General features: G+C 71.0%; 22 protein-coding genes and 2 tRNA genes. 10 read left to right on the plus strand and 14 right to left on the minus strand.

The window, feature by feature from the left end:
- Positions 1-69: 69 nt before the first annotated feature.
- From AB3M34_RS00540 to AB3M34_RS00565, 6 genes are read right to left on the minus strand one after another with little or no spacing between them, the layout of a single operon-like run.
- The gene (locus AB3M34_RS00540) at positions 70-1,737 is read right to left on the minus strand and encodes a thiamine pyrophosphate-dependent enzyme (protein ID WP_370617131.1); all 1,668 of its coding nucleotides are present in this window, start codon (positions 1,735-1,737) and stop codon (positions 70-72) included.
- Positions 1,734-2,579: an ABC transporter ATP-binding protein gene (locus AB3M34_RS00545; protein WP_370617132.1), complete on the minus strand. Its 846-nt coding sequence runs from the start codon at positions 2,577-2,579 to the stop codon at positions 1,734-1,736. Before AB3M34_RS00545 ends, AB3M34_RS00540 begins: the two co-directional genes overlap by 4 nt.
- Positions 2,569-3,342, minus strand: coding sequence for an ABC transporter permease (locus tag AB3M34_RS00550; protein WP_370617133.1), 774 nt, complete (start codon positions 3,340-3,342; stop codon positions 2,569-2,571). The genes AB3M34_RS00545 and AB3M34_RS00550 overlap by 11 nt, the downstream gene beginning before the upstream one ends.
- The gene (locus AB3M34_RS00555; RefSeq protein WP_370617134.1) at positions 3,339-4,178 is read right to left on the minus strand and encodes an ABC transporter permease; all 840 of its coding nucleotides are present in this window, start codon (positions 4,176-4,178) and stop codon (positions 3,339-3,341) included. Before AB3M34_RS00555 ends, AB3M34_RS00550 begins: the two co-directional genes overlap by 4 nt.
- A complete protein-coding gene (locus AB3M34_RS00560) occupies positions 4,175-5,128 on the minus strand; it encodes an ABC transporter substrate-binding protein (protein ID WP_370617135.1) in 954 nt (317 codons plus the stop codon). Before AB3M34_RS00560 ends, AB3M34_RS00555 begins: the two co-directional genes overlap by 4 nt.
- Before the next feature lie 27 nt (positions 5,129-5,155).
- Positions 5,156-6,616 carry a benzaldehyde dehydrogenase gene (locus AB3M34_RS00565; protein ID WP_370617136.1) on the minus strand — a complete coding sequence of 487 codons (1,461 nt, stop codon included), beginning with the start codon at positions 6,614-6,616 and terminating at the stop codon, positions 5,156-5,158.
- Between the two features lie 158 nt (positions 6,617-6,774).
- Between AB3M34_RS00565 and AB3M34_RS00570 the strand changes: the two genes are divergently transcribed.
- Positions 6,775-7,560 (plus strand): IclR family transcriptional regulator domain-containing protein, encoded by a 786-nt coding sequence (locus AB3M34_RS00570; RefSeq protein WP_370617137.1) that lies wholly within the window; start codon positions 6,775-6,777, stop codon positions 7,558-7,560.
- Between the two features lie 45 nt (positions 7,561-7,605).
- On the opposite strand, the gene AB3M34_RS00575 is transcribed toward AB3M34_RS00570, so the two are convergent.
- Positions 7,606-7,692, minus strand: a tRNA-Ser gene (locus AB3M34_RS00575).
- Between the two features lie 56 nt (positions 7,693-7,748).
- A complete protein-coding gene (locus tag AB3M34_RS00580) occupies positions 7,749-8,453 on the minus strand; it encodes a GAF and ANTAR domain-containing protein (protein WP_370617138.1) in 705 nt (234 codons plus the stop codon).
- A gap of 113 nt (positions 8,454-8,566) precedes the next feature.
- On the opposite strand from AB3M34_RS00580, the gene AB3M34_RS00585 reads away from it, so the two are divergent.
- Positions 8,567-9,307, plus strand: a complete 741-nt coding sequence (locus AB3M34_RS00585; protein WP_370617139.1) for a GAF and ANTAR domain-containing protein — start codon at positions 8,567-8,569, stop codon at positions 9,305-9,307.
- A gap of 2 nt (positions 9,308-9,309) precedes the next feature.
- Complete coding sequence (locus tag AB3M34_RS00590; RefSeq protein WP_370617140.1) at positions 9,310-10,008, plus strand: GAF and ANTAR domain-containing protein; 699 nt, start codon at positions 9,310-9,312, stop codon at positions 10,006-10,008.
- Here AB3M34_RS00590 and AB3M34_RS00595 read toward each other — a convergent pair.
- The 4 genes from AB3M34_RS00595 to AB3M34_RS00610 all read right to left on the minus strand — a co-directional run bounded on the left by AB3M34_RS00595 (position 9,996) and on the right by AB3M34_RS00610 (position 12,658).
- A complete protein-coding gene (locus tag AB3M34_RS00595) occupies positions 9,996-10,496 on the minus strand; it encodes a hypothetical protein (RefSeq protein WP_370617141.1) in 501 nt (166 codons plus the stop codon). The genes AB3M34_RS00590 and AB3M34_RS00595 overlap by 13 nt on opposite strands.
- Before the next feature lie 4 nt (positions 10,497-10,500).
- Positions 10,501-10,589, minus strand: a tRNA-Ser gene (locus AB3M34_RS00600).
- A 171-nt stretch (positions 10,590-10,760) separates the two neighbouring features.
- Entirely contained in the window at positions 10,761-11,831 is a 1,071-nt protein-coding gene (locus tag AB3M34_RS00605) for a hypothetical protein (protein ID WP_370617142.1), read from the minus strand.
- The gene (locus tag AB3M34_RS00610) at positions 11,828-12,658 is read right to left on the minus strand and encodes a carbon-nitrogen hydrolase family protein (RefSeq protein ID WP_370617143.1); all 831 of its coding nucleotides are present in this window, start codon (positions 12,656-12,658) and stop codon (positions 11,828-11,830) included. The genes AB3M34_RS00605 and AB3M34_RS00610 overlap by 4 nt, the downstream gene beginning before the upstream one ends.
- A 46-nt stretch (positions 12,659-12,704) precedes the next feature.
- On the opposite strand from AB3M34_RS00610, the gene mobA reads away from it, so the two are divergent.
- From mobA to AB3M34_RS00640, 6 genes are all read left to right on the plus strand, one after another.
- Entirely contained in the window at positions 12,705-13,313 is a 609-nt protein-coding gene (gene mobA / locus AB3M34_RS00615) for a molybdenum cofactor guanylyltransferase (RefSeq protein ID WP_370617144.1), read from the plus strand.
- Entirely contained in the window at positions 13,310-13,546 is a 237-nt protein-coding gene (locus tag AB3M34_RS00620; RefSeq protein WP_370617145.1) for a DUF6457 domain-containing protein, read from the plus strand. The genes mobA and AB3M34_RS00620 overlap by 4 nt, the downstream gene beginning before the upstream one ends.
- A 47-nt stretch (positions 13,547-13,593) precedes the next feature.
- Positions 13,594-14,571, plus strand: coding sequence for an NAD(P)H-quinone oxidoreductase (locus tag AB3M34_RS00625; RefSeq protein WP_370617146.1), 978 nt, complete (start codon positions 13,594-13,596; stop codon positions 14,569-14,571).
- Entirely contained in the window at positions 14,568-15,422 is an 855-nt protein-coding gene (locus AB3M34_RS00630) for a galactose mutarotase (protein ID WP_370617147.1), read from the plus strand. Before AB3M34_RS00625 ends, AB3M34_RS00630 begins: the two co-directional genes overlap by 4 nt.
- A 14-nt stretch (positions 15,423-15,436) precedes the next feature.
- Positions 15,437-15,997, plus strand: a complete 561-nt coding sequence (locus AB3M34_RS00635; protein WP_370617148.1) for a bacterial proteasome activator family protein — start codon at positions 15,437-15,439, stop codon at positions 15,995-15,997.
- A 197-nt stretch (positions 15,998-16,194) separates the two neighbouring features.
- Complete coding sequence (locus AB3M34_RS00640) at positions 16,195-16,803, plus strand: transcription factor WhiB (RefSeq protein WP_370617149.1); 609 nt, start codon at positions 16,195-16,197, stop codon at positions 16,801-16,803.
- Positions 16,804-16,962: 159 nt separating this feature from the next.
- On the opposite strand, the gene AB3M34_RS00645 is transcribed toward AB3M34_RS00640, so the two are convergent.
- Both AB3M34_RS00645 and serS read right to left on the minus strand, forming a co-directional pair.
- Positions 16,963-17,727 carry an HAD family hydrolase gene (locus tag AB3M34_RS00645; RefSeq protein WP_370617150.1) on the minus strand — a complete coding sequence of 255 codons (765 nt, stop codon included), beginning with the start codon at positions 17,725-17,727 and terminating at the stop codon, positions 16,963-16,965.
- Positions 17,728-17,777: 50 nt separating this feature from the next.
- Entirely contained in the window at positions 17,778-19,052 is a 1,275-nt protein-coding gene (serS, locus tag AB3M34_RS00650; protein ID WP_370617151.1) for a serine--tRNA ligase, read from the minus strand.
- A 43-nt stretch (positions 19,053-19,095) separates the two neighbouring features.
- Between serS and AB3M34_RS00655 the strand changes: the two genes are divergently transcribed.
- Positions 19,096-20,700 carry a diacylglycerol kinase family protein gene (locus AB3M34_RS00655; protein WP_370617152.1) on the plus strand — a complete coding sequence of 535 codons (1,605 nt, stop codon included), beginning with the start codon at positions 19,096-19,098 and terminating at the stop codon, positions 20,698-20,700.
- The last annotated feature ends 74 nt before the right edge of the window (positions 20,701-20,774 follow it).

The following is a 20,774-nucleotide window of genomic DNA, read 5'->3' on the forward strand; positions in this document are numbered from 1 at the left end:
CATCAACGTGCCCGCCTCGCCTCCCCGGGGGTGTGGACGCGATGCGGGCACGTGGTCGGTGTCGCGCCGCTAGGGCGCGAAGCTGGTGTCGGGCGCCACGGCGACCTCGATGAGCAGCGGGCCGCCGGGCTCCCGCAGCCGTGATCCTGCGTCGTCGAGGGCGTCGGCCAGTGCTGTCTCGTCGTCGACGTGCACGACGCGGCAGCCGAGTGCCTCGGCGATCCTGCCGACGGACAGCTCGGGGAACGACGGCCACGGCGGCTTGCCCTCGACACGCTCGGCCAGCCGGTCCATCACGGCGTAGCCACCGTTGGCCATCACGATCCACAGCACGCCGACGTCGCGTTGCGCAGCGGTCCACAAGGACTGCACCGCGTACATCGCCGACCCGTCGCCGACCACCGCCACGACCGGCCGGTCCGGCAGCGCCATCTTGAGGCCGATCGCGGCGGGCATCGCGAAGCCGAGCCCGCCCATCGCGGCGGAGACGAACCCGAGCGGCTCGCGCGCGGGGACCATCGCCTGCAGGAGCGGACGCGACGACGGCGACTCCTCGACGAGGACCGTGTCGCGTGGGAGGACGTCGGCCAGCGCGCGGAAGACGTCGGCGGAGCGGAGCGGAGAGTGGTGGTCTCGATCGCTCGTCCTGAGGAGCCCGAGCTCGCGAGGGCGTCCCGAAGGGCTTCGCGCCTCGACCAGCGGGGGTGTCCGCGCCTCGACCAGCGGGGGCCGCGGTGGCTCGGCGTCGGTGGGGGCGGGGCCGAGGAGGGCCAGCAGGGCGCGTACGACCTCCGTCGGGTCGGCGACCAGGGCAAGCTCCGCGGGTGAGCGGTACGCCTCGTCGGGGTCGGCGGACACCACCGCGACGCGGACGCCGTCGGGGACGAGGGGACCCTCGGCGTACGGGTACTGGCGCAGAGCAGCGCACCCGACGACCAGGAGCAGGTCGGCGCCGGCCAGCGCCTCGCGGACGCGGGGCCGGTCCGCCGGAAGGTGGCCGGCGAACAGTGGATGGTCCTGCGGGAACCCTGCCCGCGACCCGAACGGCTCCTGCCACACCGGCGCCTCGATCCGCTCCGCGAGCGCGACCAGCCGGTCCCAGCCGTCCAGGCTGTCGTTGCCGGAGCCCGCCACGACGACCGGGTGCGCCGCGTCGGCGACCATCCGTGCCAGGTCGGCGACGTCGACGGTGCGCGGCACGGGCGTGCGAACCACGCGGGCGGCGGACACGTCGGCCGCGTCGTACGGCGCCTCCCAGTCGTCCATCGGGACGACGACGATCACTGGGCCCTGGTCGCGCCGTGCTCGGTGCGTCGCGCGCGCGACCGCCGAGGGCACGTCCTGGGCGCGTACGGGCGAGATGACCTCCAGCGGGTAGTCGCCCGCGAGGCCCTCGAGCCGCCCCGCGAGGAACGGCTCGAGCGCGAGGTGGCGACGGTCCTGCTGGCCGACCACGATCACCATCGGCGCACGGTTGACGCGGGCCGTCGCGATCGCGCCGACCGCGTTGCCGAGCCCGGCCGTGGTGTGGAGCAGCACAAAGGCGGGCTCACGTCGCGCGATCGCCCACCCTGACGCGACCCCCACGACGGAGCCCTCGTGCAGCGCGAGGACGAAGTCGAGGTCGTCGGGCAGGTCGACGAGGAACGCGACCTCCGTCGAACCGGGGTTGGAGAAGATCGTCGTCATCGCCTGGCGGCGCATGACGTCGTACGTCGCCTCCCGGACCGTGGTCACGCCGCGTCGCCGCCCTTGCCGCGCTTCGCCTTCTGAATCTCCGCGTACACGTGCGTCCGGAGCTCGGTGAACCGCGGCATCGACCGCGTCGTGAGCTGGTCGCGGTCCGCCGGCAGGTCGATCGTGAGGTCCTCCTGGATGACCGTCGGCGAGTTCGACAGGATCAGGACCCGCTCACCCAGGTAGACGGACTCGTCGATGTCGTGCGTGATGAAGAGGACGGTGACGCCCAGCTCCTTCCACACGCGGCGGATCAGGTCCTCGAGGTCGGCGCGGGTCTGCGCGTCGACCGCGGCGAACGGCTCGTCCATGAGCAGGACCTCGGGCTTGTACGCGACGGCGCGCGCGATCGCGACGCGCTGCTGCATGCCGCCCGAGAGCTGCCACGGGTACGACGACTCGGCGTGCTCGAGACCCACGGCGTGCAGCGCCTCCGAGACGGCCTGCTTGCGCTCGCCCTTCGGCATGCCCGCGTTCTTCAGCGGCAGCTCCACGTTCTGGCGGACGGTCATCCACGCGAACAGGCTCCGCCCGTACTCCTGGAACACGACCGCCATCTTCTTCGGCGGCCCGGAGACCACGGCGCCGTCGAGGGTCACCGTGCCGGCGGTCGGCGTGAGGAGCCCGGCGATGCATCGCAGGAGGGTCGTCTTGCCGCAGCCGGAGGGTCCGACGAGGCAGACCAGCTCGCCCTGACGGAGCTCGAAGGTGAGGTCCCGGACCGCTTCGACGTCTCCGTTGTCGGACGTGTAGATCTTCTGCAGTCCCTGGACCGAGAGTGCGACGGGGGCGCCGACGTCCTCACGAGGACCGGACGCGACGGTGGCGCTGTCACCGACCATGCTGCACCTCTTTCTGGCCGTAGTACCAATGCAGGACCCTGCGCTCGCAGACCTGGAAGACGATCGACACGGCGACCCCGATCAGGCCGAGGAGCACGATGCCGCTCCACATCTCGGTGACCGCGAACGACCGCTGGAACAGCACGATGGTGAAGCCGAGCCCGGACGAGGACGCGAACATCTCCGAGATCACCATCAGGATCAGCCCGATGGACAGGGCTTGCCGAATCCCGGCGGCGATCTGGGGCGCGGCGCTCGGCAGGACGAGGGTGCGGAGCCTCTGCCAGCGCGTCAGCCCGTACGTCCGGGCGGTGTCGACCAGGACGGGATCGACGGCACGGACGCCCTCGATGGTGTTGAGGAGCACCGGCCAGATGGCGCCGAAGACGATCACGATGACCTTCATGCGGTCGTTGATGCCGACGAGCACCATCAGGATCGGGACGAGCACCGGCGGCGGGATGGCGCGGAAGAACTCGAGCATCGGCTCCAGCAGCGACCGCAACCAGCGAATCGAACCGATGCAGACGCCGGCGGCGATGCCGAGCACGATGGCGAGCAGCGTGCCGGCGGCGAACCGGGCGATGCTCGGCAGCACGTCCTCGCGGAACCGCTCACCGAACCACGTGTCGACGAACGTCGTCGCTAGCTCCCCGGGCTTCGGGACGTAGAAGTTGGTCGAGTCGATCGTGAGGACCCACCACAGGAGGATCAGCAGCACGGGCAGTGTCACGGCGTACGCGATGCTCTTGAGGACCTTCACAGCGCCTCCCTCCGGACGGAGACGTGCCAGTGGAGCGCGCGGCGCTCGACGACACGGGCGACGAGGTTGACGACGACGCCGATGAGGCCGGCCACGACGACCAGGGCGTACATCTGGGGCACGGCGCCACCGGACTGCGCAAGCGCGATCTCGGTGCCGATGCCGCCGCCCCCGATGACGAGCTCGCCGGTGACGGTGAGGATGAGCGCGACGGCCGCCCCGAGCCGCAGGCCCGTCATGACGTACGGCAGCGCGGTCGGCCACGTGAGGTAGCGGATCCGGGCCAGGCCGCCGAGCCGGAAGCTGCGGGCGGTGTCGGAGGCGACCGGGTCGACGTCACCGACGCCGTACAGGACTTGGATGAGGACCTGCCAGAACGCGGCGTACACGACGAGAAGGAGGGTCGCCTGCATCGAGGTGCCGTACAGCAGGACCGCGAGCGGGATCAGTGCGACGGACGGGATCGGCCGCAGGAACTCGATCGTCGAGTGCGTCGCCCGGCGCAGGAAGCGGCTGGGGCCGATGACGAGGCCGATGACGACCGCGGCGCTCGCGGCGATCGCGAGACCGATCGCCCAGGTGCGGACCGTACGACCGAGCGCCGCCCAGAACTCGCTGGTGCCGGCCATCTCGACCATCTCGCGAACCACGGTCGACGCCGCGGGAAGGTACTCCGCCTCGACCAGCCCGGAGCGTACGACGAGCTCCCAGGTCGCGAGGAAGCCGACGATCCCGAGGACGCCGAGGACCGAGGACGGAAGACGGATGCCCCGCCCGTGAGCCAGACCCGGGGGTGACGTCTGGCTCACGGGCGGGGACGCACTTGCGGAGGTCATGGAAGCAGCGCGTCCAGGTCCGGCTCGTCCTCGAGGGTCCCGAACTCGACCGCCGCGGCGCCGAGCTGCTCCATCGACGGCTCGTCGAACTCCGGGCGGAACACGGGCAGCACCATCTTGGCGCGGGTGGGCTCGTCGATCTTGGTGTACGTGCCGACGATGTCGCGGACCTCGTCATCGTTCTCACCGGCGTACTCGAGCGACTTGTTCATCGCCCGGGTGAAGCGCTCGACGAGGTCCTCGTTCTCGCCGATGTACTGCTTGGTCGTGAAGTAGCCGGCGATGTCGAGCTTGGGCGACATGTCGAGGTAGTTGTACGTGACCACACGCGCGCCGTCGGCGAGCGCCGCCGACATGAACGGCTCCAGCACCCAGATCGCGTCGACCTGCTTCTTGGTGAGGGCGGCGGGCGCGTCCGGGAACGGCACCTCCACGAACTTGACGTCCTCGGGGTCGCCGCCGTCCTTCTCGATGGCGGCGCGGATCGTGGTGTCGCCGATGTTCTTGAGGTTGTTGACGGAGACAGTCTTCCCGGCGAGGTCCGCGGGCGACTGGATCGGCGAGTCCTCGGGCACGAGGACGGCACCGAAGTCGGGGTCGACGCCCGCCGACGACGTCCCGTTGGTCACGAACTGGAGCGGCAGGCCCTGCTCGGCGCCGACCATGAGCGACACGACGTTGCCGAACGCGAAGTCGAAGTCGCCGCTGACCACGCCGGGCACCGCGGCAGCACCGCCGGTGGTCGTGACGATCTCGAGGTTGATGTCCTCGTCGTCGAAGAACCCCTTCTCCTTGCCGAGCCAGATCGGCGCGGTGTCGACGATCGGGATGACGCCGACCTTGACGTCGTCCGGGCCTCCGCCGGACGTGTCGTCGTCACCTCCGCCGCCGCAGGCAGCGAGGAGGGTGAGCGCGGCAGCCGCGGTGGCAACCTTCGTGATCCGGCGCATGGGTGTCGTCTCCTTGTAGGGGGTGGCTCAGAAGGGGTACGTCGGGGGCTCGCTGCGCAGCGTCACCCAACGGGTCTCGGTGAAGGCTTCGATGTTGGCCTCAGAGCCGCCGTGACGGGACCCGGTGCCGGAGGCGCCCACGCCGCCGAACGGGGCGTTCGCCTCGTCGTTCACGGTCTGGTCGTTGACGTGGACGATGCCCGACGGGATGCGACCCGCGAGCTCGAGGCCACGCATCGCGTCGCGGGTCACGATGCCGAGCGACAGGCCGTAGTCGCCGCTCGACGCGAGCTTGACGGCTTCGTCGAGGGTCGAGAACTTCGCGACGGACGCGACCGGCCCGAACACCTCCTCGACGAACGCCGGCGCGTCGATCGGGGAGTCCGCGAGCACCGTGGGGCGGTAGAAGAGCCCCTCGTACGAACCTCCCGCGACCAGTCGTGCACCGGCCTCCTGGCTGGCGGTGACGAGCCCGTGGATCTTGTCGCGCTGGCCTTCGTCGATGATCGGGCCGAGCGCGACCTGCTCCGTCGAGGGGTTGCCGACCGGGAGGTGGTCGGCCTTCTCCGCGAGCTTCTCGACGTAGGCGTCGTACAGGCTCTCGTGCACCAGGTGGCGTCCGACGGTCATGCAGATCTGACCCTGGTGGAAGAACGCGCCCCAGGCGGCGAGGTTGACCGCCTGGTCGACGTCGGCGTCCTCGAGGACGACGAACGCCGAGTTGCCACCGAGCTCCAGGTGGGCCCGCTTGAGGTGCCGGCCGGCGGCCTCGCCGACCTTGCGTCCTGCCGCGGTCGAGCCGGTGAAGGCGATGACGCGGATGCTCGGGTCGGACGTGAGCGCCTCGCCGACGTCCGCGCCGCCGGGGAGGACCTGGAGCACGCCCGGCGGGAGCCCGGCCTCCTCGAAGATCTGGGCCATCGTGACGCCGCCGGTGACCGCCGTACGGGGGTCGGGCTTGAGGATGACGGCGTTGCCGAGGGCGAGCGCCGGCGCGACGGCACGGATGCCGAGGATGAGCGGCACGTTGAACGGCGCGATGACCGCGACCACGCCTGCGGGGACTCGCTGGGCGAGCGAGAGGCGCGGCTCGGCGGTGGCGAGGACCTGGCCGTGCGGGTGCGACGGGAGGGAAGCCGCCTCGTAGCACTCCTGCGCGGCGACGCTCTGGGCGAATCCGGCCATGCCGGGGATCGCACCGACCTCGCGGACGTTCCAGTCCATGACCTCGTCGGCGTGGGTGTTCCACAGGTCGCCGGCGCGGCGGAGCACCGCGGCGCGCTCGGCGTGCGGAACGGCGGCCCAGGCGCGCTGGGCCTCGGTGGCGACCTGCCCGGCGGACCGTACGTCGTCGGGTCCCGCGCGGCCGATGCGTCCGAGCTCGGCGCCGGTGGCGGGCTCCACGACGGGGTACGTCTGGCCGGCCGCCGGTGCGACCCACTCCCCGCCGAGATAGATCCGTTCGTTCCAGACGGATGCTTCGAGCATGGAGCCGGATCCTCCTGCGATGCTAGGCTGAAGCGTTCGCATTGCGAACGTGTGTGCAGTAGACGAACCTACTATGGCCCAGGTCACAGGTCAACGCGAAGCCGCCCGCGCGGACGAACTGGCAGGTGACCGCCACGCTGACGGATAAGGTGCGAGACGTGACGATCCCCCCGGACGGCAGACCGATGGAGTCGGTCCAGTCCCTGCAGCGCGGGCTCGCGGTGATCCGCGCCTTCGACGCCGACCACCCCCGGATGACGCTCGCCGAGGTCGCGCGCCAGACCGACCTGACCCGGGCCACCGCGCGCCGGTTCCTCCACACGCTCGTCACGCTCGGCTACACCGCCACGGACGGCCGCGAGTTCTGGTTGTGCCCGCGCGTCCTCGAGCTCGGCTACGCCTACCTCTCCGCCAGCTCGCTCCCCGAGATCGCCACGCCGCACCTCAAGACCTTCACCGACAAGGTCAACGAGTCGTCGTCGGTCTCGGTCCTGGACGGGCCCGACATCGTCTACGTGGCGCGCGTGCCCACCCGCCGGATCATGGCGGTCGCGATCAGCGTCGGCACCCGCTTCCCGGCGTACGCGACGTCGATGGGCCGTGTGCTGCTGGCCAGCCTCCCCGAGGACGAGCTCGACGACGCCCTCGAGGCGTCGACACTGGCCAAGCTCACCCCGCACACGACGACGTCACGCTCGGCGCTCAAGCGCGAGCTCGACAAGGTACGTCGCCAGGGCTGGGCCCTCAACGAGCAGGAGCTCGAGCTCGGGCTGCGCTCGATCGCCGCCCCGGTGCGCGATCCCCGTGGTCGCACGATCGCCGCGGCCAACGTGTCGATGAGCGCGAACACGACCACGGTGGACGAGGCACGCGAGCGCCTGCTGCCGGCGCTCCTCGATGCCGCCGCCCAGATCGAGCGCGACCTGCGGGTCTCGGCACCGTGACGAAGACCCCGGCCAGCAGTCGCTGACCAGGGTCTCGTCGTACGGCGGAGGTGGCGGGATTTGAACCCGCGAGAGGTTTCAACCTCAACCCGCTTAGCAGGCGGGCGCACTAGGCCACTATGCGACACCTCCAGGCGTGCCGCTCAAGGCTACAAGGTCGGGTGTGCGGCGAACCAGTCGGGGCAGGATCAGCCGGGGAGCTCGCCCCCGCTGTCGCCGGGCAGGTGTCGTGTGGCGACGAGCTCCTCGGCGACGGCCCGCAGCTTGAGGTTGTGGGTCTGGGAGTAGCGGCGGAGCACCGCGAACGCCTGGTCGCCCTGGAGACCGAAGCGTTCCATGAGAATCCCCTGGGCCTGACCGATCAGCTTGCGGGTGTCGAGAGCGACGTGCAGGTTGGCATGGCTGAACGACTCCTGGAGGGCGAGCGCGGCGTGGCGCGCGAAGATGTGCGCGTACGCGGCGTCGTCGGAACTGATGTCTCGACGTTCGCGCCAGTAGAGGTTGATGGAGCCGATCCGCCTGTCGCTGCTCGACAGCTCGGCCGCGAGGGCGCTCGTGATGCCGAGGGCGGCTGCCTTCGGGCCCCACTGCGGCCAGCGCGGGTCACATCTCAGATCGCGCGCAACGAGCGTCCGATCGTGCCAGGCGCTGTCTCGGCAAGGGCCTTCGTCGAGCTCGTACTGGAGCCGGTCCACGGTCTCGACGAGGGGATCGCTGGGCGCCGCCGTGATGAGCCGGCCTCCGGCCCTGATGAGCGTCAGGCCCGCCCAGTCGGCGTCGAGCTGGTCCCGGGCATAGGCCACGACCTGCTCGGCCGTGTCGGTCGGCGTGGGCCTGGTGTGGAGCGCCTCGGCGATGTCGGCGAACTCCCGTGCGTCCAGCTCGCGAGCCATCAGCTCACCTCCGCATGACGGGTCTCCAGGTGCGAGACTGCCTGCCCCTCACAATACGCGCGCTCGCCAGCTTCGGACGCCGCCGCGTAGGGTGGATTTTGGGAGGCGGAGCGATGGATGGCGGCGAGGACGACGTGCGTGAGCCCTCGGTCGGCGAGCGCGGCAGGCTCCTGTCGCGATGGGCCGCGATGCTGGCGTCGCTGCCCACCGATCGACCTCAGCCGTGGCGGTTGTGCGAGGCGCTGCGCAAGCTCGTCGGCGCGGACGGCGCAGCCATCACCATCGCCTACCTCTCCGACGCGCGGACGACCGTCTGCGCTACCGACGAGGTCATCAGCGGTCTCGAAAGCCTGCAGGAGGTCCTCGGTGAGGGACCGGGCCCGGATGCGGCTCGTACGTCCGAGGCCGTCGTCGCAGACATCGACGGCTCCTCGAGGTGGCCGATGCTCGCCCAAGCGGTCGACGAGCAGTTCGGCCCGCTCCGGCTGCACGCGATCCCGCTCGATGCCGGTGACGGGCTGCTGGGCGTGGTGACCTTCTACACCCCGATCGGTGCCGACCTCGCCGAGCCCGCCGAGAACGCCGTCTTCCTGGTCAACGCGGCAGGACCGGCGCTGGCGGCCGACTCCGCTGACCACAGCCTCGACGACGGTGACGACGATCCCTGGTCCTCGCGCGCTGTCGTCCACCAGGCGACGGGGATGATCATGGCGCAGCTGCGGGTGCCGCCTGGTGACGCGCTGGCCCTGCTGCGGGGACACGCGTACGCCTTGGAGACGGACGTCGCCGACGTCGCGGAGCGCGTCATCGACCGCAGCATCAACTTCTCGAACTTTGAGGTGGAGGGAGACTGACGATGACAGCCACCAGCAGCAGTGACGCGTTCGCCGCAGCGTCAGCGGCCATGGTCCACGGTGTCGACGCCGCCAGCACGGTGCACGTCCTCGTCGCGGACTGCCTGTCGTTGCTCGCCGCTGACACGGCGGGCATCCTGGTCCGCCTCGCGGACAACGACCTCGAGCTCCTCGTGGCCTCGTCCCACCGCGCTACCGAGCTCGAGCTGCACCAGGCTCACGCGAGGTCCGGTCCGTGCTTCGACGCCGTGAAGACCGGGTACGCGATCCACGCCGTGGGTGACGAGATCGCGGATCGCTGGCCGGACTTCGCCACGACCATGTACGGCGCAGGGTTCCATGCCGTGCACGCCATGCCGTTGCGCTGGCGATCCCGGATCCTCGGCGGTCTCAACCTGTTCTGGACCGAGCCGGAGCGGTTGGACGAGGAGCGGATCCGGACGGCCCAGGCCTTCGCCGACATCTGCAGCCTGGCCATCATGCAGTCGCCCGAGGCCAGCGACCTCGGCGCGTTCGACGAGCGCCTCCGTGCCGCCCTGGAGGGACGGGTCGTCATCGAGCGCGCCAAGGGTGTGCTCAGCGAGCTGCACGACCTCGACATGGCCGAGTCCTTCCAGCGCCTGATCGAGCTCAGCGAAGCTGCCGAGGAGCCGCTGGCAGAGACCGCGTCGCGGATCGTCGAGCAGACCTACACGTCCTGACCGCTGCTGCTGTCGGTGGGAGGGAGCTGGCGATAGCCGTGCGCCGCATCGAGGCGCCCGCGGATGTCGCGCTGGACGTCGAGCCCTTCCAGGCCGAACAGGCCGATCGGCAGCTCCGTCGTACGCCCGTGCTCGAGGCCGATGACCAGGATCGCGCTGCCGTCGGTCGCCGGCTTGTCGTCGACACGCTCGACCTGCGACCACATCGCGTGCCGGACGCCGGCGCCGCGGACGCGGTGGACCTGGTAGCCGGTGGTCGTCAGCGAGATCAGTCGGGGCGGCCACCGCAGCGCGATCAGCGAGGCGAGCACGAGGAGTGCGACCAGCACGGCGACGAGGACGCCCCACGCGGTGGCCTTGCCGCCGATCGTGATGAGCACGGCGGACAGCACCGCTCCGAACGCGGCGATCATCATGCGGATGCCGAAGAGCCTCAGCGCCAGGATCAGCGTGAGGCGGTACGTGGTGGGCTTCATCGTGTCAGTCATGGAGCAGAGGGGGCGGGATTCGAACCCGCGGCTGACACTTCTGCCAGCGACCGCTTTCAAGGCGGTTCCGATCGGCCACTCCGGCACCCCTCCTGGAACCGTGCGAGCACGGCGCCGTGTCCGATTGTCGCACCCAGGGCGTACGGGCCGGCCGCGTGGTTCCCTCTTCGTCGGGCCCCACGCAGAGTCGCTCGCCCACCGGAACGTTCAGGTGGGCGACGCACTCTCCGTGGGGACCACCGGAAAGTGGTCGACCGGCGCGGGCTACTTGAGGGCGGCGAAGCGCGGCGGCTCCGGACGGACGTACGTGTCGCCGTCGCGGCGGGCTGCTCGACGGCCGGAGCGCGAGGTGGATCCGGGGTCGAGCGCGCGCACCACGAGGCCGAGGCCGAGACCGATGATCGCGGAGTAGAGCGTCGACAGCGCGACGTACTTGATGTCCGCGTTCGGGGAGGCGAGCGCCGACGCCATCACGGCGGTGCCGACGACGCCGAACGCGCACATCCACCAGCCCTGGCGGCGGTTGGAGCGCGTGCTGATGCCCCACACGAGCGCGGGGAAGCCGATCAGCACCTCGGTCGGCCGTGGGACGCCGCCGACGGTGTCGCGCAGCCAGACCACGGCGTCGTCGATCGCATCGACCACGCCGGGTGAGCCGTACGACCGGACGATCGACCCGTAGACGAGCAGCACGACGACGATCAGTGCGCCGCCGAGGATGAGGCCGACACCGCGCCGGCCCAGCCCGTGGAGACCCGCACCGAGGCTCCAGACGATGCCGAACGCGGTCACCAGCGCGGCCCCGAGCACGATCAGGTAGAAGCGCGTGTAGATCAGCGGCGCGTTCCACGCGGCCACCGCGACGGCGGCGCTGGTGGCGACGATCAGGGCGATCACGTACTCACGGACCACCCCTGACAGCGTCGCCGACGGGCGGGTGAGCAGGACGGCGAGCACGGCGCCGAACGTCGCCGTGATGACCGACGCTCCCGCCATCGCCCACGACCAGTCCGTGAGCAGCGCGATGCCGGCGAGCACCGCGACGAGCGTGGCCCACAGCGTGCTGCGCCCGCCGCTGCGCCGCGCGACGCCGGCGGTGAAGACCACGGCGAGCACCGCGGCGCCGTAGCGGGCGTAGCGATCGGGGAAGCCCACCGCCACCACGGACGTGAGCGCGACCGCGAATCCGCCGAGCCAGGCGAGGAACAGTCCGCTGACGCCTGCGGCCCGCAGCGCCTTCATGCTGAAGCGGGGCTCGCGCACCGGCGGGAGGTAGCTGATCGTGTCGTTCGCCCGTCGGCGCGGCGCTGCGCGACGGCCTCCAGCGGTGCTCACGAGTCGGCTCCCTCGGTCGGGTCAGCGGATGGGGGTACGCCGATGCGGCGGTTCGCGAGGGACGGGTTGGTCGCGCGGGCCCGCTGGAGGCGCTCGGCCGACAGCGTCGCGCGGACCACCGCAGGCTCCTCGCCGGCGGCCGCGACGACCACCCCGAGCGGGTCGACGACCATGCTGTGGCCCACGTACGGTGCGCACTGCCCGGCGGCGACCACGTCGACCGTGTTCTCGATCGCGCGAGCCCGCAGCAGGGTCTGCCAGTGGTCTTCCTTGAGTGGGCCGCGCATCCAGGCGGCCGGGACGCAGAGCACGTCGGCGCCGGCGTCGACGAGCATCCGGGCGAGCTCGGGGAAGCGCAGGTCGTAGCAGGTCATCAGCCCCACCCGGCGCCCCGCGACGTCGAGCACGACGGGCGTGATCTCACCCGGCGCCAGCCGCTCGGACTCTGCATAGCCGAAGGAGTCGTACAGGTGGATCTTGCGGTACGACGCCGCGAGCGTGCCGTCCGGCGCCAGCGCGAGGAGCACGTTGTAGGGAAGGTCGGGCTCGCCCGAGTCGTCGACCCGAGGCTCGAACCCGCCGGCGACCACGTGGGCGCCGAGGCGCTTCGCGTGGCCGGCGAGGAGCGCGGAGAACGGTCCGTCGAGCGGCTCGGCGGCACCGCGCAGGTCGTACGAGGGGTCGCCGAACCCGTGCATCGTCGCCTCCGGGAGGACGACGAGGTCGAGTCCGTCGTGCGGACCAAGGGTGCTGAGGACGTCGTCGACCAACGTGCGGTTCGTGGCGGCGTCGGTCGTCGCGCTCAGCTGGACGAGGGCGACCTGCATTCCTCCATCTTTGCAGCCGCCCCCCAGCCTCCGGCAGGGTGAGGGCGTGAACGACCTCTCTGTCCCGCCCGAGAAGCTGCCGACGGTGTCGCTCGAACGCCCGCCGTACGACGCCGTGGTGCTGGCCGGCGGGGAGGCGCGGCGGTTCGGGGCGGACAAGCTCGGCGTGGTCGTCGACGGCGTCCGGCTGCTCGACCGGGTGCTCGCCTCGGTCGCCGACGCGCAGCGGTGCGTCGTCGTCGGACCCGAGCGCGAGACGGTGGTGCCGGTGGTCTGGACGCGCGAGGATCCCCCGGGATCCGGGCCCGCCAACGCGGTCGTCGCCGGGCTGCGCGGGTGCGAGGCGCCGTACGCGGTGCTGCTCGCGGGCGACCTGCCGTACGTCGCCGCGACCACCGTCGTCCGCCTGCTGAGCGCGCTGGACGCCGATCCGACCGCGGACGGCGTGATGCTCGTCGACGAGAGCGGGCGCGACCAGCTCCTGTGCAGCGCCTGGCGGCGGGAGGCCCTGGGCCGGGCCGTGGCGACCAGGCCGGACTGGACCGGTGGGTCCGTACGGCGGCTGATCGCGCCGCTGACCACGCGTCGCCTTACGGCCGAAGGTCGCGAGGCACGCGACATCGACCGCCCTGAGGATCTACCGTCGACTTCATGAGTGTTCAGGACTGGAGCGACGCGGTCTGCTCCGAGCTCGGCATCGAGCCTGACTACGACGTCGACGCGATCCTCGACGCTGCCCGCGACGTGGCCCACGGCGTGGAACGGCCGGCAGCACCGCTGACTGCGTTCCTCATCGGCTACGCCGCGGCGATGGCAGGGGGCAGCGCCGCCGACGTGGACCAGGCGCTCGACCAGGTCACGGCTCTCGCCTCGCGCTGGGAGGCGTGACCGGGAGGCATCACCGGGACGCGTGGACCGCCGGTACGGTGAACCCCATGCGTGCCGTGGTCGTGACGGAGCCCGGAGGGCCCGAAGGTTTGGACGTGGTCGATCTCGAGGACCCGGTCGCCGGGCCCGGCGAGGTCGTCGTCGACGTGGTGGCGGCAGGAGTGAACCGTGCCGACGTCCTCCAGCGCCAGGGGCACTACCCGCCGCCGCCCGGCGCGAGCGACGTGCTCGGCCTGGAGGCCTCGGGCATCGTGTCCGACGTCGGCGAGGGTGTGACGCGCTGGAAGGTCGGCGACCCGGTCGTCGCGCTGCTGGCCGGCGGCGGCTATGCCGAGAAGGTCCTGGTGCCCGCGCAGCAGCTCGCGCCCCTGCCCGAGGGCCTGGACCCGGTCCTCGCCGGCGGCATCATGGAGGTCGCCGCGACCGTCTGGTCGAACGTCTTCATGTCCGCCTCCCTGCAGCCCGGCGAGCGCCTGCTGGTCCACGGCGGCGCCTCCGGCATCGGGACGATGGCGATCCAGATGGCGAAGGCGTTCGGGGCCTGGGTCGCGGTGACGGCCGGCTCCGACGAGAAGATGCACGCGTGCCGCGAGCTCGGCGCGGACCTGGCGATCAACTACCGCGAGACCGACTTCGTCGAGGTCGTCCGCGCCGCGACGGAGGGGGCCGGCGTCGACGTGATCCTCGACAACATGGGCGCCTCCTACCTGCCGCGCAACGTCGCCGCGCTCGCCTACGACGGACGCCTCGTCGTGATCGGGATGCAGGGCGGGGTCAAGGGCGAGGTCAACCTCGGCGCGCTGCTCGCCAAGCGCGGCACGATCGGCGCGTACAGCCTCCGCGGTCGCCCTGTCGCCCAGAAGGGCGAGATCGTGGCCAGCCTCGTCGACAGCGTCTGGCCGCTGTTCGCCGACGAGTCGGTGCGGCCCGTGATCCACAAGGTCCTGCCGCTCGCCGACGTCCGCGACGCGCACCGGATCCTGGACGAGTCGAGCAACGTCGGCAAGGTCGTGCTGACCCCGTGATCCCGCTCGCCAGCGGGGCGTGGACGGCGACGGTCGACCCGTACGGAGCAGGGCTCACGACGCTGCGCCACGACGGACGCGACGTGGTCGAGCCGCGGGAGCCCGGGGACGGCGGGTTCCCGTTCTACCGCGGCGCGGTGCTGGCGCCGTGGCCGAACCGGCTCGAGGACGGCGCCTACGTGTTCGAGGGGCGTCCCCACCAGGTGGCGATCAACGAGCCCGAGGGCTCGACGGCGCTGCACGGCCTCGTCGTCGAGCTGACCTGGACGACCGTGGAGCAGCAGGCCGACTCCGTACGCCTGGCGGTCGACGTGCCGCGGTCCGACGGCTACCCGTACGCGGTGCGGCTCGAGGTCGCGTACGCGCTGAGCGCCGACGGGCTCGCGTCGGAGCTCGTCGCCACGAACGTCGGCGCGGAGACTGCGCCGTACGCGTCCGGCATGCACCCGTACCTCACGCTGGACGACGGTGAGTCGACCTCGATCGAGCTCGTGGCTGCCCGCTACGTCGAGTCCAGCCCGGACCGCAAGCTCCCCGTGGCGCTGCACGACGTGGACGGCTCGGCGTACGACTTCCGCGCGCCGCGCCCGCTCGACGGGGCCGAGCTCGACACCCCGTACACCGACCTCGTCCGCGACGCCGACGGTGTCGTGACCGTACACGTCGGGCGGACGCTGCTGCGGGGCACGGCCGGGGTGCGGTGGATCCAGGTATACACGCCCGTCGGTCGCGGCTCGCTCGCGGTGGAGCCGTGCTCGAGCCCGGCGAACGCGTTCCGTACCGGTCAGGACCTCGTCGTGCTGCAGCCGGGCGAGCAGCACGTGCTCGCGTGGACGCTGTCCAGGTCCTGACTACAGTGGGCGGCATGTCTGCAGAGTCGTTCGATCCCGCCTCCTCCGATTCTCATCTCGTCGTCGGACCCGACGGCCAGCCCGTCACGGCGCAGGAGCCGGAGGCCGACGACGACGAGGAGCGCTCGCTCACCGAGCTCGTCGAGCAGCCCGCGAAGGTCATGCGGATCGGCAGCATGATCCGACAGCTGCTCGAGGAGGTGAAGGCCGCGCCGCTCGACGAGGCGAGCCGGGCCCGCCTGCGCGACATCCACCAGACCTCCATCAAGGAGCTCGAGGACGGCCTCGCACCCGAGCTCGTCGAGGAGCTGGAACGCCTCAGCCTCCCGTTCAACGACGCGACGCCGTCGGAGGACGAGCTGCGGATCGCCCAGGCACAGCTCGTGGGCTGGCTCGAGGGTCTCTTCCACGGGATCCAGACGGCGATCTACGCCCAGCAGATGGCAGCGCAGTCGCAGCTCCAGCAGATCCGCCGCGCACTGCCCGGGGGTCAGCAGGCGGGCATGCACCCCGGCGTGCCGGGCCAGCAGCCGACCGAGGACGCCCCGCCGCACGGCCCCGGCATGTACCTCTGATCGGCGTTCGGCGCATCCGTCGTTGCTGCTCGCGGGGGTGTGACCCCCGGCACAGGTACTTTGAGTGGTGCCGGTCGGCTACTCGCCCGGCGTTGAGTAGCCGTTTCACCGACGAATGAGTATCTGCACGGTGATCCCGGCACGTCCCTGACTGTTTGACTTCCAGCATCTCGCAGCAACAGAGGAGATGCAGGATCATGAGAACGCTTCAGGAACGACCCATTCCCGACCGGCACCCTGTCGGCGCTCCGCTCGACGTGGTGCCACCGTGCGCCTCGATGGCAGACGTCTACGACACGCTCGCGGAGCCGCTCGAGGACATCTCTCGCTCCAGCGACTCGTGGGACTCGTGGCAGGCGGCGCACGACCAGGCCGTCGAAGCCTGTGCCGGATGCCCCCTCCTCGTCCAGTGCCTCTACCGCGCGGTGGTCGACGACGACGTCGCCGGCTACGCGGCGTGCACCTCGCCGCAGGACCGTGCCGAGATCCGCAGCCGGCTCGGCGTCACGGTGACCGCTCCCGACATCGACCGCATCGCCGGAGTCCGGTCCTCAGGTTCGCCGATCGACCACGAGTCGATCCTCGCCACGCGGCGGGCGTACCCGAACGACACGTTCGCCCAGCTCGCCGAGCGCCTCGGGTGCTCGCTCTCGACCATCAAGCGTCACCTCCGCGAAGCGGCGACCCGCCCTCGGCAGACGACGAAGCCGCGGGCGGGCCGCACCACCCGTCCCAGTGTCGACGAGGTGCTCGACGTGTTCGACGAGGTCGTCGGCAACGCGCCCATCTGTGCGCTGACGGCCTGATCCCGCAGGCCGGCCGCGCACGGGGGCGGCCGGCCCGGAGGGGTTCGTCCGGCCTCGCACTCTGTGTGGGGACCCACCGAGAGTGTCGGCCCCACCGCAACGTTCCGGTGGGAGACGCACTCTGTGTTGGGGCCAACGGAAAGTGTCGGGGGCGAGGGCTCAGAGGTAGCGCGCGATCTCCCGCACGACCCCGTCGTTCTCGACGGTCTCGGTGACGTCGTCGGCGACCTCCTGGACGTGCAGCGGGGCGTGCCCCATCGCGACGCCGCGGCCGGCCCACTCGAGCATCTCGACGTCGTTCGAGCCGTCGCCGATCGCGAGGACGTCGGCGCGCGCGACCCCGAGCTCGGCGCAGACGTGCTCGAGCCCGGTCGCCTTGGACACGCCCTCCGGCGCCAGATCGAGCCACGCCGTGTAGCCGACGAAGTAGTTGGTGCCCTCCAGCCCGATCTCGTGGGCGAGCTCAGCGAACTCCTCGGCCGAGCTCTGCGGGCTGCGTACGATCACGCGGGTCACCGGGCGCGCGACGAGGTCGTCGATCGACTCCTCGGCGAGGTCGCCGTGCAGCTCACCGTTCGGGAACGGCTTGTTGACGCGGAACCCCCGGCCGATCTCCTCGACAGCGACGGCCGCGTCGGGAACGGCCTCCATCAGCGCGCGTACGGCCGGACCGGCGTCGAACGTGACGGTGTGGAGGATCTCCACCGGGTCGTACCGGAAGACGACGGACCCGTTGCTGGCCACGGCCAGGCCGTCGGTGAACCCGAGCTTCTCGGCCGCGTCCAGCACACCGGGCAGCGCGCGTCCGGTCGAGATCACGCAGTGCATCCCGGCGTCGGCAGCGGCACGGACGCAGTCGCGTACGGCGTCGGTCATCGCGTTCTCGTAGTCGACGAGGGTGCCGTCGACGTCGAGGGCGATCATGCGAGGTCGCCAGGTCGTGGCGGCCTCGTCGGCAGTGTGCGAGGTCAACGTCAAGAGAGCGGCTCCAAGATCTCTCGTCCACCGAGATAGGGCTGCAGCGCCTTCGGGACCCGGACGGAGCCGTCGGCCTGCTGATGGTTCTCGAGGAGGGCGATGATCGTCCGTGTCGACGCCATGAGGGTGCCGTTGAGCGTCGACAGCGGCCTCACCTGGTCGCCGTCACGCATGCGGATGCTGAGTCGCCGCGCCTGGAACTGCGTGCAGTTGGAGGTGGAGGTCAGCTCGCGGTACTTGCCCTGGGTCGGGATCCACGCCTCGCAGTCGAACTTGCGGATCGCGGACAGACCGAGGTCGCCGGCGGCGACGTCAATGACGCGGTACGGGAGCTCGAGCGCATTGAGCCAGTCCTGCTCGTGCGCGAGCAGCTCCTCGTGGACCGCGTACGAGTCCTCGGGCGTCGAGTAGACGAACATCTCCACCTTGTCGAACCAGTGCACCCGGAAGATCCCCCGGGTGTCCTTCCCGTACGAGCCTGCCTCGCGCCGGTAGCAGGGGCTGAACCCGGCGTAACGACGCGGCAAAGTCTCGGCGTCGAGGATCTCGTCGGAGTGGTACGCCGCGAGCGGCACTTCCGACGTGCCGACGAGGAACAGGTCGTCCTTGGGGAGGTGGTAGACGTCATCGGCGGCCTGGCCGAGGAACCCGGTGCCCTCCATGGCCGACGGCTTGACGAGCGCCGGCGGGATCATCGGCGTGAAACCCCAGGCCGCGGCCCGGTCCATCGCCATCGAGACGAGAGCCAGCTCGAGCTGTGCGCCGATGCCGGTGAGGAAGTAGAAGCGTGCGCCGCTGACCTTGGCGCCGCGCTCGATGTCGAACGCGCCGAGGCGCTTGCCGAGCTCGAGGTGGTCGAGTGGCTCGAAGCCCTCGGCCGCGAAGTCACGAGGCTCTCCGACGATCTCGCGGACCTCGAAGTCGTCCTCGCCGCCGGCGGGCGCCTCGGGCGCGGCCAGGTTGGGGAGGCCCGAGAAGAGGACGTCGAACGCCCGGGCGGCGTTCGTGGAAGCCGTGTCGGCCGCCTTCACCTCGACGGCGAGCTCCTTCGTACGGGCGAGCAGATCGGCCTTCTCGTCGCCGGAGGCCTGGGCGACCTTCTTGCCGAGCTGCTTCTGCTCGGCCCTCAGCGCCTCGTAGCGTCCGATCGACGCGCGGCGTGCCTCGTCGGCAGAGATGAGTGCGTCCACGATCGCCTCCGACTCGCCGCGGCGGCGCTGTGCCTCGCGGATCTCGTCGGGGTTGTCACGGAGCGTGCGAACGTCGATCATTCCCCCAGCCTATCTGCGGGGGCGACACCATTACCCTGAGCAGGTGCCGATCGACGTCCGTCGCGCCCGCCCCGCGCGCACCGCCCTGCTGCCGACGTTGGTCGGAATCCTCCTCGCGGTGTTCCTCGCGCTGGCCGCGATGGTGTGGTGGGAGTGGCCGCCGCTGATGGACCTCGACCAGTCCGTGGCCGAAGCGGCGCACGACGCCGTCTCGGGTCGGGAGACCCTGATCGACATCCTGCTGTGGATCGCCGACGGCCTCGGGCCGTGGACGCTGCGCATCGTGATGGGGCTGACGGTCCTGATCGCGGTGTGGCAGCGCGCCTACCGGGTGGCGGTCTGGATCGCCCTGACGATCCCGATCCAGTTCCTCGCCGTCTACGGGATCAAGCGGATCTTCGACCGTCCGCGGCCGTCGTTCGACGACCCCTTCCAGCTCCTCTCCTCGTACTCGTTCCCCAGCGGCCACGCGACTGCCGGGGCGTCGTTCGCGACGGTGATGGTGATCGTGACGCTGCTGGTGCTGCGACGAGGGCTCCTGCGCAAGGCCGTCGTCACGGTCTGGATCCTGCTCGGGCTGTCGGCCGGCCTGGACCGCATCTTCCTCGGGGTGCACTATGTCTCCGACGTCCTCGCGGGCTTCGCGCTCGGCACCGCGATCCCGCTCGCCTTGTGGTGGCTGCTGATGCGGCCGGTGTTCGCGGTCGAGGAGCCGGCCCATCCCGCCATCGCGGGGACCGGCCGCCGTCAGGTCGGCGTGGTGCTCAACCCGGTGAAGGTCGGCGACGTCGACGCCTTCCGCGCGAAGGTCACGGAGGCGGCCACCCGCCACGGGTGGGCCGAACCGCGGTTCTTCGAGACGACGGTCGACGACCCGGGGGGCGGCCAGGCCATCTCCGCGCTGGAGGGCGAGGCCGACCTGGTGATCGTGGCCGGCGGCGACGGCACCGTGCGCGAGGCGTGCGGCGAGCTCGCGCGCACCGGCATCGGTGTCGGCATCGTCCCGCTCGGCACGGGCAACCTGCTCGCCCGCAACCTCTCGATCCCGCTCCACATGGTGGATGCGATCGACAACGCGTTCACCGGCCAGGACCGTGCGGTCGACCTCGTACGGCTCCAGATCGACGGCGCGGAGGACACGACGACCTTCCTCGTCATGGCGGGCCTCGGCTTCGACGCGGCGATCATGACCGGCACCAACGAGGACCTGAAGAAGAAGGTCGGCTGGCTCGCGTACGTCGTGTCCGGGGTCAAGCAGCTGTTCCGGTTCCCCAACACGCGGGTGCAGATCTCGGTCGACGACGGCGAGCTCCTCGTACGCCGCCGCGCGCTGACGGTGGTCGTCGGCAACGTCGGCTTCCTCCAGGGAGGCCTGCCGCTGCTGCCCGACGCGCAGATCGACGACGGCCAGATCGACGTGGTGGTGATCGCGCCGCCGCACAAGTTCGCGTTCCTGCGGGTCGGTCTGCGGTTGATCGCCCGCCGCAAGCGCACCGACGAGCGTCTCGACCGGATGGCGGGTCGCACCGTCACGATCCGGGCCGACCGGCCGACGCCGATGCAGCTCGACGGCGACCCGATCGGAGAGCACACCGAGCTGCGCGCGACGGTCGAACCAGGGGTCCTGCTGGTCCGCGTCGCACGATGATTGCAGAGTCAATGTCACGATAAGGTAACGGATGTCACCCTCGGGTTCCCTTGTGGGTAACTCGCTGTTGAACT

Origin of the sequence: Mumia sp. Pv4-285 (assembly GCF_041320275.1) — a bacterium.
GTDB lineage: Bacteria > Actinomycetota > Actinomycetes > Propionibacteriales > Nocardioidaceae > Mumia > Mumia qirimensis.

Coding starts and splice junctions, on each gene's coding strand:
- AB3M34_RS00565 (WP_370617136.1), bottom strand. CDS start 6,616: ATGCTCGAAGCATCCGTCTGGAACGAACGGATCTATCTCGGCGGGGAG.
- AB3M34_RS00560 (WP_370617135.1), bottom strand. CDS start 5,128: ATGCGCCGGATCACGAAGGTTGCCACCGCGGCTGCCGCGCTCACCCTC.
- AB3M34_RS00640 (WP_370617149.1), top strand. CDS start 16,195: ATGAGAACGCTTCAGGAACGACCCATTCCCGACCGGCACCCTGTCGGC.
- AB3M34_RS00545 (WP_370617132.1), bottom strand. CDS start 2,579: ATGGTCGGTGACAGCGCCACCGTCGCGTCCGGTCCTCGTGAGGACGTC.
- serS (WP_370617151.1), bottom strand. CDS start 19,052: ATGATCGACGTTCGCACGCTCCGTGACAACCCCGACGAGATCCGCGAG.
- AB3M34_RS00595 (WP_370617141.1), bottom strand. CDS start 10,496: ATGACTGACACGATGAAGCCCACCACGTACCGCCTCACGCTGATCCTG.
- AB3M34_RS00635 (WP_370617148.1), top strand. CDS start 15,437: ATGTCTGCAGAGTCGTTCGATCCCGCCTCCTCCGATTCTCATCTCGTC.
- AB3M34_RS00620 (WP_370617145.1), top strand. CDS start 13,310: ATGAGTGTTCAGGACTGGAGCGACGCGGTCTGCTCCGAGCTCGGCATC.
- AB3M34_RS00625 (WP_370617146.1), top strand. CDS start 13,594: ATGCGTGCCGTGGTCGTGACGGAGCCCGGAGGGCCCGAAGGTTTGGAC.
- AB3M34_RS00585 (WP_370617139.1), top strand. CDS start 8,567: ATGGATGGCGGCGAGGACGACGTGCGTGAGCCCTCGGTCGGCGAGCGC.
- AB3M34_RS00590 (WP_370617140.1), top strand. CDS start 9,310: ATGACAGCCACCAGCAGCAGTGACGCGTTCGCCGCAGCGTCAGCGGCC.
- AB3M34_RS00610 (WP_370617143.1), bottom strand. CDS start 12,658: ATGCAGGTCGCCCTCGTCCAGCTGAGCGCGACGACCGACGCCGCCACG.
- AB3M34_RS00580 (WP_370617138.1), bottom strand. CDS start 8,453: ATGGCTCGCGAGCTGGACGCACGGGAGTTCGCCGACATCGCCGAGGCG.
- AB3M34_RS00645 (WP_370617150.1), bottom strand. CDS start 17,727: ATGATCGCCCTCGACGTCGACGGCACCCTCGTCGACTACGAGAACGCG.
- AB3M34_RS00555 (WP_370617134.1), bottom strand. CDS start 4,178: ATGACCTCCGCAAGTGCGTCCCCGCCCGTGAGCCAGACGTCACCCCCG.